Source organism: Sorangium sp. So ce327, from assembly GCF_051530205.1.
Lineage (GTDB): Bacteria > Myxococcota_A > Polyangia > Polyangiales > Polyangiaceae > Sorangium > Sorangium cellulosum_B.
The window spans coordinates 5,291,256-5,304,338 of record NZ_CP150330.1 but is presented as its reverse complement, the minus strand read 5'-3'; the positions used below and the strand labels follow the sequence as shown (position 1 = coordinate 5,304,338).

Annotated in this window: 10 protein-coding genes; 4 read left to right on the top strand and 6 right to left on the bottom strand. The window is 69.8% G+C overall.

Annotated elements, in window-relative coordinates; all coding sequences use genetic code 11:
• The first annotated feature begins 980 nt into the window (after positions 1-980).
• Entirely contained in the window at positions 981-1,211 is a 231-nt protein-coding gene (locus WME95_RS19845) for a hypothetical protein (protein ID WP_437909910.1), read from the top strand.
• A gap of 162 nt (positions 1,212-1,373) precedes the next feature.
• Here the strand turns inward: WME95_RS19845 and WME95_RS19840 are convergent, their stop codons facing one another.
• From WME95_RS19840 to WME95_RS19815, 6 genes are all read right to left on the bottom strand, one after another.
• On the bottom strand, positions 1,374-1,829 hold the full coding sequence (locus WME95_RS19840; RefSeq protein ID WP_437909909.1) for a hypothetical protein: 456 nt from the start codon (positions 1,827-1,829) through the stop codon (positions 1,374-1,376).
• A 219-nt stretch (positions 1,830-2,048) separates the two neighbouring features.
• Positions 2,049-2,510 (bottom strand): hypothetical protein, encoded by a 462-nt coding sequence (locus WME95_RS19835; protein WP_437909907.1) that lies wholly within the window; start codon positions 2,508-2,510, stop codon positions 2,049-2,051.
• Between the two features lie 252 nt (positions 2,511-2,762).
• Positions 2,763-5,516, bottom strand: coding sequence for a sensor histidine kinase (locus WME95_RS19830; RefSeq protein ID WP_437909906.1), 2,754 nt, complete (start codon positions 5,514-5,516; stop codon positions 2,763-2,765).
• 9 nt (positions 5,517-5,525) lie between these two features.
• A complete protein-coding gene (locus tag WME95_RS19825; RefSeq protein WP_437909904.1) occupies positions 5,526-7,697 on the bottom strand; it encodes an ATPase domain-containing protein in 2,172 nt (723 codons plus the stop codon).
• On the bottom strand, positions 7,694-8,173 hold the full coding sequence (locus WME95_RS19820; RefSeq protein ID WP_437909902.1) for a hypothetical protein: 480 nt from the start codon (positions 8,171-8,173) through the stop codon (positions 7,694-7,696). The genes WME95_RS19825 and WME95_RS19820 overlap by 4 nt, the downstream gene beginning before the upstream one ends.
• Positions 8,174-8,323: 150 nt before the next feature.
• A complete protein-coding gene (locus WME95_RS19815; RefSeq protein ID WP_437909900.1) occupies positions 8,324-8,680 on the bottom strand; it encodes a hypothetical protein in 357 nt (118 codons plus the stop codon).
• Between the two features lie 1,154 nt (positions 8,681-9,834).
• On the opposite strand from WME95_RS19815, the gene WME95_RS19810 reads away from it, so the two are divergent.
• Genes WME95_RS19810 through WME95_RS19800 form a run of 3 tightly spaced genes read left to right on the top strand, consistent with a single transcriptional unit; the run spans position 9,835 to position 12,883 of the window.
• Entirely contained in the window at positions 9,835-10,809 is a 975-nt protein-coding gene (locus WME95_RS19810; protein WP_437909898.1) for an alpha/beta fold hydrolase, read from the top strand.
• Positions 10,806-11,870, top strand: coding sequence for a hypothetical protein (locus tag WME95_RS19805; RefSeq protein ID WP_437909897.1), 1,065 nt, complete (start codon positions 10,806-10,808; stop codon positions 11,868-11,870). Before WME95_RS19810 ends, WME95_RS19805 begins: the two co-directional genes overlap by 4 nt.
• Positions 11,867-12,883, top strand: coding sequence for a zinc ribbon domain-containing protein (locus tag WME95_RS19800; RefSeq protein ID WP_437909896.1), 1,017 nt, complete (start codon positions 11,867-11,869; stop codon positions 12,881-12,883). Before WME95_RS19805 ends, WME95_RS19800 begins: the two co-directional genes overlap by 4 nt.
• Positions 12,884-13,083 lie beyond the last annotated feature (200 nt).

Genomic DNA, 13,083 nt, shown 5'->3' with positions numbered 1-13,083 from the left:
CCCTCTACTTGTCAAACTGATATCGACAAAGCCAAGTTCCAATTGGATTGATGACGGTGCAGTTGTCTCCATTTGAATACTGATAAGAGCATGTCCACGTGGGTTTGCCACCTTTGCACCAGTACAGATCGCCAACCCCGCTGCTCGGGCTGTACGGATGCGAAGCGTGATGAACGCAGTAGGCACCGATCGCCTCGCACTGGTCTACGCACGTATTGCTGCCGGGGGATGCGCAATTCACCTGGGCTGCTGCCTCAACGGCTTCACTGCACTCGGAACGCTCCAGCTCGTCTTGCGGATCCGGTGGCGCATCTCCGAAGCCTCCGGCCCCACCCGGGGTGATGACGCCTGCGCCGACGCCCTCACCACGATCATCCCGAAGGTAGCACTCACCCATGTCGTAGTTGCACGCAGCAACGAAGCCACAGATCAGAATTACACTGGCCTTCATGTCGCCTCCAGTCGCAAAACTGGTCCGACGGTTGAGCTGACCGCCATATCGTCAGGGAGCATCTGCCCGCATGGAGACGACGCTATCATAGGGAGCCTCTGCATGGTGCAATGCCCACCTTAACACTATTGCTGGAGGTTGCCCCAGATCAGCCGGCAGGCCGCCATGACGCCAAGGCCGCCAAGAGGAGATAGTAAGGGCCGTCCCGGCATTTTCGCCTCCTATTTCCCTGGTTCCTTGGCGTCATGGCGGTTTGCCTCGCAGCTCGACTTCCCGCAGTAGAGTTAAGCTCACGCCCCGCGGCTCGCCGCAGGTTCGCTGACGAGCCGCACCACTCGAGACTCTTCTCAGTCGAGCGTGGCGTCAATGGGCAACCAGGCGTACAAGTTCTGTCCGTGCGCCAGTTGGGGCGGCCGGCCGAGGCATCGGGCGCCTGACCGAGACGGGATGGGAGGGCGACAAGGGGACGGACGGCGGCAGGGGCACGCCGGGCCAGGGCGGAGGCGGGGGCGGCGGCCGGCGCGCGGGCGTGCCGCGGTGGCCGCGGCGGCTCCGCGGTGGCCACGGCGGCTACGGAGGCCCCGGGCGCGGCGGCGACGTGATCGGGATCGCCTACCTCGACGAGGACCAGCTCGCGCTCGAGGGGGTCACCTTCGAGCTGGGCCTGCCGGGCCCAGGCGGCACGAGCTGGAGCCATGACGGCACCATGACGACCGGAGAGGATGGCGTCGCCGTGGAGACGCTGCGCTTCCCGGAGTAGGCCGGGTTGCGGGCCAGCTCGATCGACGGAGCGGGCCGTCTTCCCCATCGCGACAGAGCTCGCCCCCGGCGCCGTCCTCCGCGCCCACGCCGCCCTGGTCCGACCGCAACCGGCCGACGCCTCAGCGCGACCGAAGAGAGATTCTGCACCGATCTCGATGAGCTACGGACTCGCCGGCGCATCGACCCTCTCGCCGAGCCTGCGCTTTATCCAAGCTGGAGCACCTCGACGTACTCTGATCGCCCCGTCTGCTTCACGCACGAAGTCGTGCGCAAAGACGATTACGGACTTGGTTGGTCGAAACGCGGCAGGATCGGAGCGTGGTCCAGCATCTGGCCCGGCATACCATCCGATCTCTCCGCTTGGGAGCTTTCGTCCGATGATGATGCCGTCGCCGTCGATCGGCCAATCGTCGGGTTTATGGATGCCGATCGTTCCATCCGCCTCGTGAACGATCACAGCCTCGGGTAGGCTGTCCAGACGACCGTGATAGCTCCTGATCTCTTCGGCGATGATCTCTTGGACGGTCGGTTCGACGTTGGAAGCTGGAGGCTCGGGTTCGGGGGTCTCAGGAACGCTGGACGGCGCGGCCTCTGGCTCCGCCGTGTCAATGGCCATGCACACATCCAATTTTTGCCTGGTCGAGGCCAGGGCGCTTCGTTCGGCCTCGCACTCATCGTCGGCAGGCGTCGTGCCCGGAGACGTGGGTGACCCGCTAGCATCCGCTGCGACACCTGGCGCATCGTGGGGTACGGCGCGTCCGAGGAAGACGCCAAGGATGCCAGCCCCGGCAATGATGACGAACCCGAAGGCGCGAGAACTTGTCATGGCGCATTCTCACTGCGGCGGCTTCGACGGTTGTTCGATCTTTCCGCCGAACATGAACTGCACGCCAGGGCTCGCAGGCTTTCCGTCGATTGTGATCGTCCCATCCGGTTCACGCTTCCAGACGCGTCGCGGAGGGATCGGAGGATCCCAGGGCCGGAATGCGTCGGGATCTGTGCGTGGTCCGGCGTCTGGCCCTGCATAGTATCCGAGCCGTCCGCTGGGCAACTTGCGCGCGACGATGTACCCATCGCCGTCATCCGGCCATTCGTCAGGTTTGTAGACACCGGTTCTCCCATCATGGTGCTGGACGACCACGGCCTCGGAATAGCTGTCCAAGAGCCGGCGATTCCGACGGATCTCTTCGACCTTCGACATGCGCTGGTCGAAGGGCTGGGATTCCGGAGGATCGACCTCGGATGGATTGGCAACGCCAGATGGCTCGGCCTCGGGAACCCGCGAACGAAGAGCCATGCAGAGTTCCAGTTGTGCCCTGGTCGAGGCGAGACCGGCGCGTTCCTCTTTGCAGCCACGGCCGGGAGAGGGCGCAGTCGAACTCTGGGGCGATGCGCTCGGAAACGCTTGTGCGCGTGGCGCGTCGCGCATAGAGACCCGTCCAATGAAGGCGCCAGCGACACCGGCAACAAGCGCGAACACAAGGCAGCTGCGAGTTGTCATCGCGCCTTCCGCTACCACGCGCAGCCCGGGGGCACGGGACGACGTTCTCTAGCGGCTCCCTCCGGCGGCGGCTCCTTCCGGCCGGGCGAGGGGGAGCGTGAAGAACAACGTGGCGCCAGCGCCGAGCTCACTCTCCGCCCAGATCCTCCCGCCGAGGGCCTCCACGAGCCCCTTCGCGATGGTGAGCCCCAGCCCGGTCCCCAGACGCGCGGTCTCCGCCACCTGCCAGAAACGATCGAAGATGTGAGGGAGCTCGTCGGCGCGGATCCCCGCCCCCGTGTCCGCCACGGCGAAGAGCGCCTCGTCGCCACGTGGCTCCGCTCGGACCGTGATGGCCCCTCCCTCCGCGGTGAACTTGATCGCATTGCCGATCAGGTTCGCGAAGACCTGGAGGACCCTCTCGCGATCGCAGAGCACCTCGAAGCCGCCCCCGCCGCGGATCTCGCCCTCCAGCACCAGGTGCTTCTGCGTCGCCAGCGCCTGCTCCATCTCGATCGCGTCGCGGACGAGCGCGCCCGCCGCGTGCCCCCGCTTCTCCATCGACAGCCGACCCGCCTCGATGGCGGCGACGTCGAGCAGATCACCGATGATCCGGAGCATCCGCTGCGCGGCGAGGAGAATGACCTCGGCCTTCCTCCTGTCGAGCGCTCCCTGCTCGTCGGCCGGCAATGTCCGCATGAGGAGAGCCGCGGCCGTCAAGATGGCGCTCAACGGATTCTTGAGGTCGTGAGAGACGATGGCGAGGAAATCGTCCCGCGTGCGAATGGCGCGCTGCGCGTGCTGGTACAGGCGCGCATTCTCCACGGCCGTGGCGGCCCGGCGCGCCACCTCCTCGGCCACCGCCAGATCAGCGGCGGAGTAGCGGCGGCTCGGCTCCGTCGTCACGAACGTGAGCGTGCCGAGCGTCCGCCCGCGGGCCACGAGCGGCACCACCATCACCGCTCCTCCCGAGCCTCCTGCGCGGAGGGACCCTCGATGGCCCGGATCGTGGGCGGCGGCCCCCACGGCAGACCCGGTGATGTCAGGGATGAGGAGCGGCTCGCCGGTCCGCATCACCTTCGCCTGCGGGGTCTCCCTGCCCGGTCGTTGAGCGAAATCCTCCATCCGCTCGGTCAGCCGTTGCTTCGCGGGATCGGCGGACGTCGGCGCGAGGCGCTCGACACGGCCGTTCTCGTCGACAAGGTCGACGAAGTAGAGATCGGCCAGGGCGTGCACCGACAGGCGCGCCACCGTGGAGACCGTCTCCGCGTAGTCGAGCGAGGAGGCGAGGACCGCGCTGACCTCCGCGAACAATCGCTGCACCTGCTCGGCTCGCTTCACCTCCATGATATCCCGGAAGACGAGCACCGCCCCCGAGACCTGCCCCGCTCGCTGCAGAGGGGCGAACGTGCAGCTGACGTGCAAGGCCGCTCGGTCCCGGCGTGAAACCACGTCCTCGTCGCTCCGGACCGGCTCGCCCGTGTGGATCGCCCGCAGCGCGGGGTGATCCTCGTCGGGTACGGACGTCCCATCCGCGCGTCGAATCTGGACGACCTCCTGGACGCGCCGCCCCACGACCTCCTCCGTCGTCCAGCCGAGCAAGCGCTCGGCCGCGGGGTTGAAGAAGGTGATCCGCCCTTCGCGATCCATCGCGAGCACGCCCTCGCCGATGCTGCCGGTCACCGCCCGCGTGAACTCGAGCTGCTCACGGACCCTCGCCTCCACCTCCTTCGCGGGAGTGACGTCCATCGAGACGCCTTGAAGCCGAGGCGCGCCGGCGCTGTCCTTCACCAGGTGCACGCCGCTGTGGAGCCAGAGCACGCGACCGTCCGCCGTCCGACAGCGATGGTCGCAGCGCTGGTCCCGCTCGGCGGCCAGCGTCCTCCGGAGCGCCTGATCGAGCTCGCCGCGATCGTCCGGCTCGGTGCAGCGGCTCCAGAAGTCGGGCTCCGCGAGCCACCGCGCGCGCGGATAGCCGAGGAGCTCCTCGGCCTGCGCGCTCACGTAGAGGACCTGGAGCGTGCGCGCGTCGGCCTCCCAGACGAACGATCGAGCGAGGTTGTCCACGAGCGCCTCGTAACGCTGCCGCATCGCCTCGGCGAGGGCCCGCTGCTCGTCGGATTCGGCCTGCCTCCGCTGGGCAGCTTCTCGCGCCGCCTCCGCGGCCGCCTGCTTGGCGTCGATGACCGCCTGGCGATCGAGCGCTATCGCGAGCTGGTTGACCACCGCGCTCATGAACACGAGATCCGGCTCCTCCAGACGGGCGGCGCCCTCGATCTGGAGAGCGCCGAAGATCGGCCGGCGGTCGATGACGAGCGGGAGGACGACGAAGCACCCGCGCTCCTCTGCCTCGGCCCGCGGGGCCCCGGCAGGCTGTCCGGAGGGCGCGCTCGTCGCGGTCGGCCCGCCTTCCAGGTCGGCCGGCTGCGCGGCCTCCGATCCGGTGAGGTAAGCGTACGAGGTCGCGGCATGGGACCTCGCTGCCTGGAGTCGATCGGCGCCGGCATCTTCGGCGCTCCAGACGATGGTCTTGACCCCGGGGCGACCCGGGACCTCCAGGAGGACGAGCGCGGTGCGGAGGGGGAGCGCCCGCGCGAGGGTCGCGAGGACCGACGGGGCCGTCCGCTCGGCGCTCTCGAAGCGCGTGAGCTGCTTGCTGATCTCGTAGAGGTACAGGACGCGAGGGGACGCGCGCTCGAGGCCTCCGGCGGCCGGATCCTCGCCGCCGCGCCGCGCCGGCTCCTGCTCGCCGCGCGCGTCGTCGCTCCTCGCCTCTTTCTGGTGCGCTCTCGGCGGTTCCTTCGTCCGGCGGCCAGCGCTCATCCCCTCCCCCTATTTCTTCGTGCGCCTCCGGCGCTCGATGTTCTTCGCCGCCAGAGGATCACCCAGGTCAGCGCGCCGCCCGATCCGGGCGCCGCCCTTCTCCACGGTGAAGTGGTAGGCGCCGAAATCGTGCTCGCTGCCGCGCGTCTTCACGACCATGAGGGTCGGCCTGATCTCGCCCGGCATGGGCGTGTACCGGAGCACGACGAGGTTGTCGGCCACCGGAGAGAACCTGCGGTCGGTGATCGTCTGGCTGGAGTACATCACGCTCGATTCGAGCGTGAGCAGGGTGGTCACGCCGAGCGCCTTGAACCGCGTGATCAGCGCGAAGAGGAGCTGCCGCAGCTCGTCGTCCGAGACGCCCTCCGTCGCGAGGTGGCTCACGCTGTCGAGGACGAATCGACGCGTCTTCTGCGTGCGGATCTTGTCGGTCAGGAGCGAGAGGAGCTGGCTCGGGCGGACGCGCTCCCGCGAGAGATAGATGACCTCGGCGAGCCCCTTCTCGATCGCCTCCTGGAGCGGCAGCCCCAGCGCCTCCGCGGTCCTGACGAGCTGTGCGGGCCCCTCCTCGAGGGCGACGTAGAGCCCCGGCTCTTCGCGGCGGCAGCCTTCGATGAGAAACTGCATCGACAGGGTGCTCTTCCCGATGCCCGCGCTCCCGGAGAGGAGCGTGACGCTGCGCTCGAGCAGCCCTCCGCCGAGCAGCCCGTCGAGCCCGGGCACGCCGGAGGGCAGGCGCCGCGCCGTGTCCAGGGGGGGCGGCGGCTCGCCGAACGCCGCCTCCGCGTTGTAACGGGGATAGACGATGAGCCCGCCCGGGCCGATGTGGACGCTGTGCCGGCCCCTGAGGTGGGCGGTGTTCCTGAGCTTGTAGATCTCGATGTAGCGCTGGCGCTCGAGCCCTTCCTCCGTCGAGGAGAGGAGGATGACCCCGTCGACCACGGTCTCCTCGACGCCGAAGCGGCTGATCTGGTTGGTGCCGTAGGGGATGTCGGTGGCGAGGAAGCCGACCGCCTGCGCGTTGTGGATGACGCTGGCGAGCTGGAAGACCTTCTCTCGGTCTACCTGCGGGTCCCTGACCTTGTGCAGGAAGACCGAGACCGAATCGACGACCACGCGCCGCGCCTTCATGCCGAGGATCCGCTCGCTGAGCATGAGCAGGTGCCCCTCCACCAGGATGTCGGGCTGCGGGATGAAGACGATCTCGACCATCCCGCGCTCGATCTCGGCGTCGAGGGCCCAGCCGAGGCCACGGGCGGTGGCGCGCAGCCGCGCCTCGCTCTCCTCGAAGGAGAAGAAGATCCCCTTCTCGCCGGCCTTCGCGCCGCGGTAGATGAACTCGAGCGAGAGCACCGTCTTGCCGGTCCCCGCCACGCCGGCGATGAGGAGGGTGGAGCCACGCGGGATCCCGTCTCCGAGGAGCTCGTCGAGCCTCGAGATGCCCGTCTTGAGGCGCGGCTCCTTGCCCTCGACGGCCGCCCGATGGATGGTGAGGCGGGGCGCGAACACGTCGATGCCGGCCCGCGTGATGGCGAACGAGTGCTCCTCGCGGCTGTGGTCGGTGCCGCGCATCTTGACGATCTGGATGACCCGCCGCTGCTCGCCGGACTCCTGGCGCTGGTTGATCATGATCAGCCCGTCGACGATCGAGAACAGGGGGTTGGTCTCGATGTCGCTCTGCCCGAACTCTCCGAGGAGGAAGGTGGTGGTCTCCCACGCCATGAGGTTGATCGCGAGCTCGTAGCCGAACTTCCGGAGCTCTTCCTTGGACTTGGCGAGGTCGTCGAAGACCTTGAAGCTGTCGATGACGACCATGGACGGCTTGACCTTCTTGACGTGATCCATGACGAGCCGAAAGGCGCCGTCGAGGCCCTTCGTGCGGAGGATGGCGCCGAGGTCGACGAACTGGATTCCCCCGTCGATCTTCCCGGCGTCGAAGAAGTCGAACTGATTCAGGTAGCGCAGCGTCTTCGCCGTCGGCTCCGAGAGCGTGCTGAAGTAGAGGACCCGGGTCCTGGCCGAGGCGTTGTGGAAGCAGATCTGCTGGGTGAGGATCGTCTTGCCCGCGCCCGGCGGGCCGGCGACGACGACGATCGACCCTTTCGGCAGCCCCCCCCCGAACAGCGCATCCAGGTTTCGCACCCCCGTCTCGATGCGCGCGATGGCCGTCTTCTTCGTCATGGCTCCACTTCCTCGCCGTCCTCGCCCTCGGAGATCCCGGGCGCGTTCTCCGACGCTCTGTCGATCCCGCCCGCCTCCTCCTGCGCGACCTTCGAGAGCTCCGCGTGGAGCGCCGGCGTGAGGATCTCCGCCGTCAGGTTTCCGAGGACCGTGAGGAACTCCACCAGGATGAACCGGAGCCCCTCGTCGATCTGGTCGCGACGCACGCCCGCGGCGCGCTCCTGGAGCGCCACGCAGCAGATCCCGGCCGACTCCATCCTGAGCGACGAGAGGACCGAGTATCGCTCGCAGGCATAGTAGAACACGCGATCCACGATGGCGCCGAGCGTGACCTCCCCGAGGGTGACGTGGGCGCGTCGCCACAGGGCGTTGAACGCTCGTTCGAAGAGCTGGACGAGGCGGTCGGGCGGCGCGCCCCGAGCTGCCCGCGCCAACCAGGCGTCCACGCAGGCGCTGTGCTCGTTCGCGTCACGCATGGGCGCTATGTGGCCTCGACGGTCGCCGGGGAGGGGCAATGTTCATGCCGGTGTCGCATCGCGCCCTCGATTTGGGCGTCGCGCGCGGGCAGCGTCGCCATGGCGCTCGCGCTTCAGGCCGGACGGTCGCGGCGTTTGCGCTCAGGACGCTCACCGGATCCGTCGATGGTGCGAGCTGTGCCCGCCCTTCAGCTCGGCGCGGTCGCGGGCTCGAGTCCGCGCTCGATCGCCGGGCGACTCCCCGCCGAGCGCGTGGAGCGCGCCGTCCGCGGTGCGCTGCGCCGCACGCAACGAGATGCCCGCCGACCTCCGCGCGGCGCGAAGATCGTCGACCAGCTTCCGCACGCGATGAATGTCCTGCGCGCTTCCGGCGGAGGCGCGGAGCGCGATGATGGATTCGAGCCCCTCGAGGACGTGACGGACGGCGCGGCGCGCGGAGGTCGCCGCGTCAGCCGCCTCGAGCAGCATCGCCCGCGCATCCTGTGAATCTCTCTCGAGGTCTCGCATCTCGGTCATCTCGTGCAGTTCGCGAGGGGAAGGGCCGCGCGGTCCATCGCGATGCCGCTGTGGGAGGGCTCGCGGAGCGAGCCTCGTCGCGCTCCACGCCCGCTCGCGGCTCGATCTTGCGCGCTTGCGCGGCCCGACACCGCGGGGTTCAGGCTGGCACAGCGGCGGCCCCACGTCTCTCGTTATCGCCCGGTGGCGGCGCCTTGTCCCGATTCGGGCACGCGAGACGGTCGAGCGCTGCATGGAACTCCTCTTCTTCTTGCCCCGTCCTCTGGGACGAGGGGCGCTGCCGCGGCGGTCGAGCGCGAGGTTGGCCCACGAGGAGCGCGGCGGGCTGGCCTTGCTGCCCGTTCGACGGCGGCGTTGATGAGCAGCCGCACCTGGGCGGCCGCCTGTGCGCTCGGCGCGTCGCGCGGAGCGGCACGTCCAATGAAGGCGCCAGCGACACCGGCAATGAGCGCGAACACAATGCAGCCACGAATTGCAATCGCGCCTCTCGCCACGATGCGCAGCCTGGGGGCGCAGGCTGGCAAATCGCATCATGTCGATTCGGCCCCTCCTGGGGAATGATGCCCATATCTACGGAGTCACCCAGCGCGTCGGATCTGGCGCAGGGCATACCTGTATTCCCTCAGCCTCCAGATCCGCTCCCCGCGGCGCGCGTCGAAACAGCGTTCGCTCTCATAACAGAGCAAGCGCGCCAGCGTACGTCTTCCGATGCGGCGAGACTCGTCTCAAGTAGAGCGCGATGTCAACAAGTAACCATGAAGTTTAATTCTGTCCGTGCGTCAGCAGGGGGGCCCGGCCAGGGCATCGAACGCAGCACCGAGGTGGGATGACAAAGCGGCCGACTGCGGCAAGGACACGCCGAGCCAGCGAGGAGGCAGGGCGGCCGCCCTCCGGGGACCACTCGAATGTGCCCAGTACGGCGTACGCTGGCGCTGCAAAACCTACACTGGGCGCGAAGCACGCTTCGCGGCGTCCCGAGCTCCCCATCGAAGCCGTGCAATCTGGACAGACGCGGCACTTCGTGCGAACTCTTGATGAAGAACATGTCGGTCACGTGTCGCAGCCATGTTCGTGTCCTTTCTGCTGGTGAGGTCCACTGGCAAGAATGGACCCCCTCCCGGAACGGCGGCGCGGACCAGCGCCCCGTGGTCCTGGTACACGGCCTGTCCGACAGCTGTCGGACCTGGAACCGCCTCGCCCCCGCGCTCGCGGCGGCAGGGCGCCGGGTCGTCGCGCTCGACCTGCCCGGCCATGGCGACTCGGCCCGGCCCGACGCGCCCTATACGGTCGCGTGGTATGCGGGCGTGGTCGCCGAATGGATCCGTGCCCTCCGGCTCGGCGATTTCGATCTGGTGGGGCACTCGTTCGGCGGCAGCATTGCAATGTGCGTGGCCACCGAGCGGCCAGGGCGCATCCACCGCGTCGGGCTGGTCGCCGCGGGCGGCATCGGGACCGAGGTCGCGCTGCCGCTGCGCCTCGCCGCCGTGACCGGGCTGATCGAGCTGGCCGCGCCGGTGCTCATGGGCGTCGGCACGCACGCGGGCGTGCTGGTGCTCGGCGGCGATTTCAACGCGGAAGAGCGCAGGCACCTCGCCAGGATGAACGCGCGGCCCGGCACGGCCCGCGCCCTGTCGCGCACGCTCCGCCACGCGATCGATCTGCGCGGACAGCGCCATCACCTCATGGACATCGCTCATCGGCTCCCGGAGATACCGCCGCTCGCCGTCTACTGGGGCGAGCGCGACCAGGTGATCCCGGCGCGCCACGCGGCGGACATCGACCGCTACATCGAAGGCGCGGCCGTGCGGCGCTTCGCCAAGGCGGGGCACTACCCGCACCGGGAAGCGGTGGGCGATCTCGCCCCCGATCTCCTCCGGTTCCTCGACGAGCCGCGGCCCGCGCCGCGCCTGCGCGCCGGGGCGCGCGCCCCGCGCGCATCCGCCGCGGCGGCCCGCTCACCGCAGGCCAGCGCCCGCTGGCAGCCCTGGCCGGACGCCGCGGTCAGGCGCTGGGCGCGGAGCTCGCTGTCTCCGCTGATGCGGCAGACACCGCAGCAGGACGCCGGCGACTCGGCCTCTCCCGCCGACCTCGGAAGCCGCCCGCCGCCGGTTCCCTGTTGACGCCGTGCCCCCCGGTGCGGTTCTCTCGGGCGCCGGTGCAACTCGAATGTGAGACCTGCGGCGCCTCGCTGCGCGTTGAAGCGGACCAGCGTACCGCGGTGTGCCCGTACTGCGCGTCGCCCTCGGTGGTGGAGCGGCCGCCCTCCCACGATCGGCCGTTGCCGCACTTCGTCGTCGGGTTCACAACGACCCGGGAGAGCGCGCAGGGCGCGGTCAAGGCGTGGCTGGGAAAGCGGAGCTTCTTCGTGCAGTCCAGCGTCAAGACGGCGACGATCGACGCGATCCGCGGCGTCTACACGCCCGCCTACCTGTACTCGGCGATGGCGCAGACGCGCTACGCGGCGCAGATCGGCGAGGACTACCAGGAAACCGAGACGTACACGACGACCGACGACAAGGGGAACAGCGTCACCCGGACACGCGTCGTCACAAGGACCGAGCACCGGCACCTCGAAGGCCAGCATGCGACCTACGTCATGGACGTGCTCGTCGTGGCGTCTCGCGCCGTCCCGAACGCCGAGCTCGAGGCGATCGAGCCGTTCGACCTCCGCACGATGCGGCGCTACACGCCCGCGGTGCTCAGCGGCTGGATCGCCGAGGAGCCGACGATGACCCAGGCCGAGTGCTACGGCCTCGCGCGGCGGGAGGCGCTGGAGAAGATCGGCCGCGACCTCTCGGGCTTCATGCCCGGGGACAGCCACCACGGCCTGACGCACGAGACGCACCTCGACCGCGAGACGCTCGAGCTGCTCTATGTGCCCCTCTGGGTGCTCGCCATCCGGCACGACCCGCAGAAGCCGCCCTTCCGCGTCCTCATCAACGGCCAGACCGGCGCGATCCACGGCAAGGCCCCCATCTCCTGGATCAAGATCGCCCTCGCCGTCGTGCTCGTGATCGCGCTGATCGCGGCGCCGTTCCTCCTCGCCGCGGCGCGCGACCGGGGCCGCGATCCAGCCGAACGGCGCGGCGCTGCGCGGCCGCCCGCCCCCGCCGCCGCCCCCGCGCCGACCGAGCGCGTCCGCCCCGGGAGCAGCCCCGCACCGACCGGAGGGGCGCGATGAGCGCGAACATGGACGTCGCCTCGGCCACCACGAGCGCCACGGGGCCGTGCTGCGCGCGCTGCCAGGGGCCGCTGGAGCCGGGGGACCTGCGCTGCGCCGTCTGCGGCCTCGCCGCGCCGCAGGGCCGCGCCCAGGCCCCGCAGGCGGTGCAGGTGCTGCGGTGCACCGAGTGCGGCGCCGCGGTCTCGTACTCGGCCGAGGCGCAGGCGCCGAAGTGCCGCTTCTGCGGCGCCGTCACGCGGATCGAGCAGCCGGTCGACCCGATCGATCAGGCCGACTGGCTGCTCCCGTTCGGGGTGCCCCCCGATCAGGCCGATCAGGCGCTGCGGCGGTGGATGTCGACGCTCGGCTTCTTCCGACCGTCGGATCTCGCGCGCGCGGCGACCGTCGAGGGGCTGCGCCCGATCTGGTGGGCGGGCTGGCTCGTCAGCGCGGACGCCGTGGTGAGCTGGACGGCAGACTCGAACGCTGGCGCCCGGCTGAGCAGCTGGGCCCCGCACGCCGGACAGACGCAGCTGCCGTTCCGCAACCTGCTCCTGTCCGCCTCACGCGGGCTCTCGCTCGACGAGGCCCAGGAGCTCGCGCCGTACTTCCGGCTCGACCTGGCGGTGCCCGCCGCGCACCGGACACAGCAGCAGCTCGGCCCGCCCGACGCGGTGCTGGAGCAGTTCGACGCGCAGCGCTCGGCGGCGCGGAAGATCGTCAGCGAGCGGATCGCCGCCAGCGCGGAGGACGCCCTGACGCGAGGCGTGATCCCGGGGTCCACGTTCCGCAACGTGCACGTGGCGGTGCTCTTGCACGCGCTCGAGACGCGCCGGCTGGCGCTGCCATCGTACGTGCTCGCCTACCGCTACAAGGGGCGCAGCTACCGCGCCGTCGTCCACGGCCAGGACGCGAGCCACGTCACAGGCACGGCGCCCATCGCGTGGGGCAAGGTGGCGCTGGTGGTCGCCGGCGCGCTCGCGCTCGTCGTGCTCGTGATCGGGGCGCTCGTGCTCGCCCGCGCAGCGTAGCTTCGCCCGCCCTCGGTCCTCTCCCCTTCCCCCCTCCCCGCTCCCCCAGCTCGAGCGCAGCGCGGGCGCGGCGGGCCGCGCCTGCCGCTGTGGCGGAATGCCGCGAGCGCACGCCCGGTGCGGCACAGAAGAGCCATGATCCGCGCCCTCCACCGCCCGCCCGGCCATGGTCCGGATCTCGCACTGAGGCCGGAGCTCGA

Excerpts from the sequence above, each read along its gene's own strand:
- WME95_RS19840 (WP_437909909.1), bottom strand. The coding sequence starts at position 1,829 with ATGGCCATTGACACGGCGGAGCCAGAGGCCGCGCCGTCCAGCGTTCCT.
- WME95_RS19835 (WP_437909907.1), bottom strand. The coding sequence starts at position 2,510 with ATGGCTCTTCGTTCGCGGGTTCCCGAGGCCGAGCCATCTGGCGTTGCC.
- WME95_RS19830 (WP_437909906.1), bottom strand. The coding sequence starts at position 5,516 with ATGAGCGCTGGCCGCCGGACGAAGGAACCGCCGAGAGCGCACCAGAAA.
- WME95_RS19825 (WP_437909904.1), bottom strand. The coding sequence starts at position 7,697 with ATGACGAAGAAGACGGCCATCGCGCGCATCGAGACGGGGGTGCGAAAC.
- WME95_RS19820 (WP_437909902.1), bottom strand. The coding sequence starts at position 8,173 with ATGCGTGACGCGAACGAGCACAGCGCCTGCGTGGACGCCTGGTTGGCG.
- WME95_RS19815 (WP_437909900.1), bottom strand. The coding sequence starts at position 8,680 with ATGCGAGACCTCGAGAGAGATTCACAGGATGCGCGGGCGATGCTGCTC.
- WME95_RS19800 (WP_437909896.1), top strand. The coding sequence starts at position 11,867 with ATGAGCGCGAACATGGACGTCGCCTCGGCCACCACGAGCGCCACGGGG.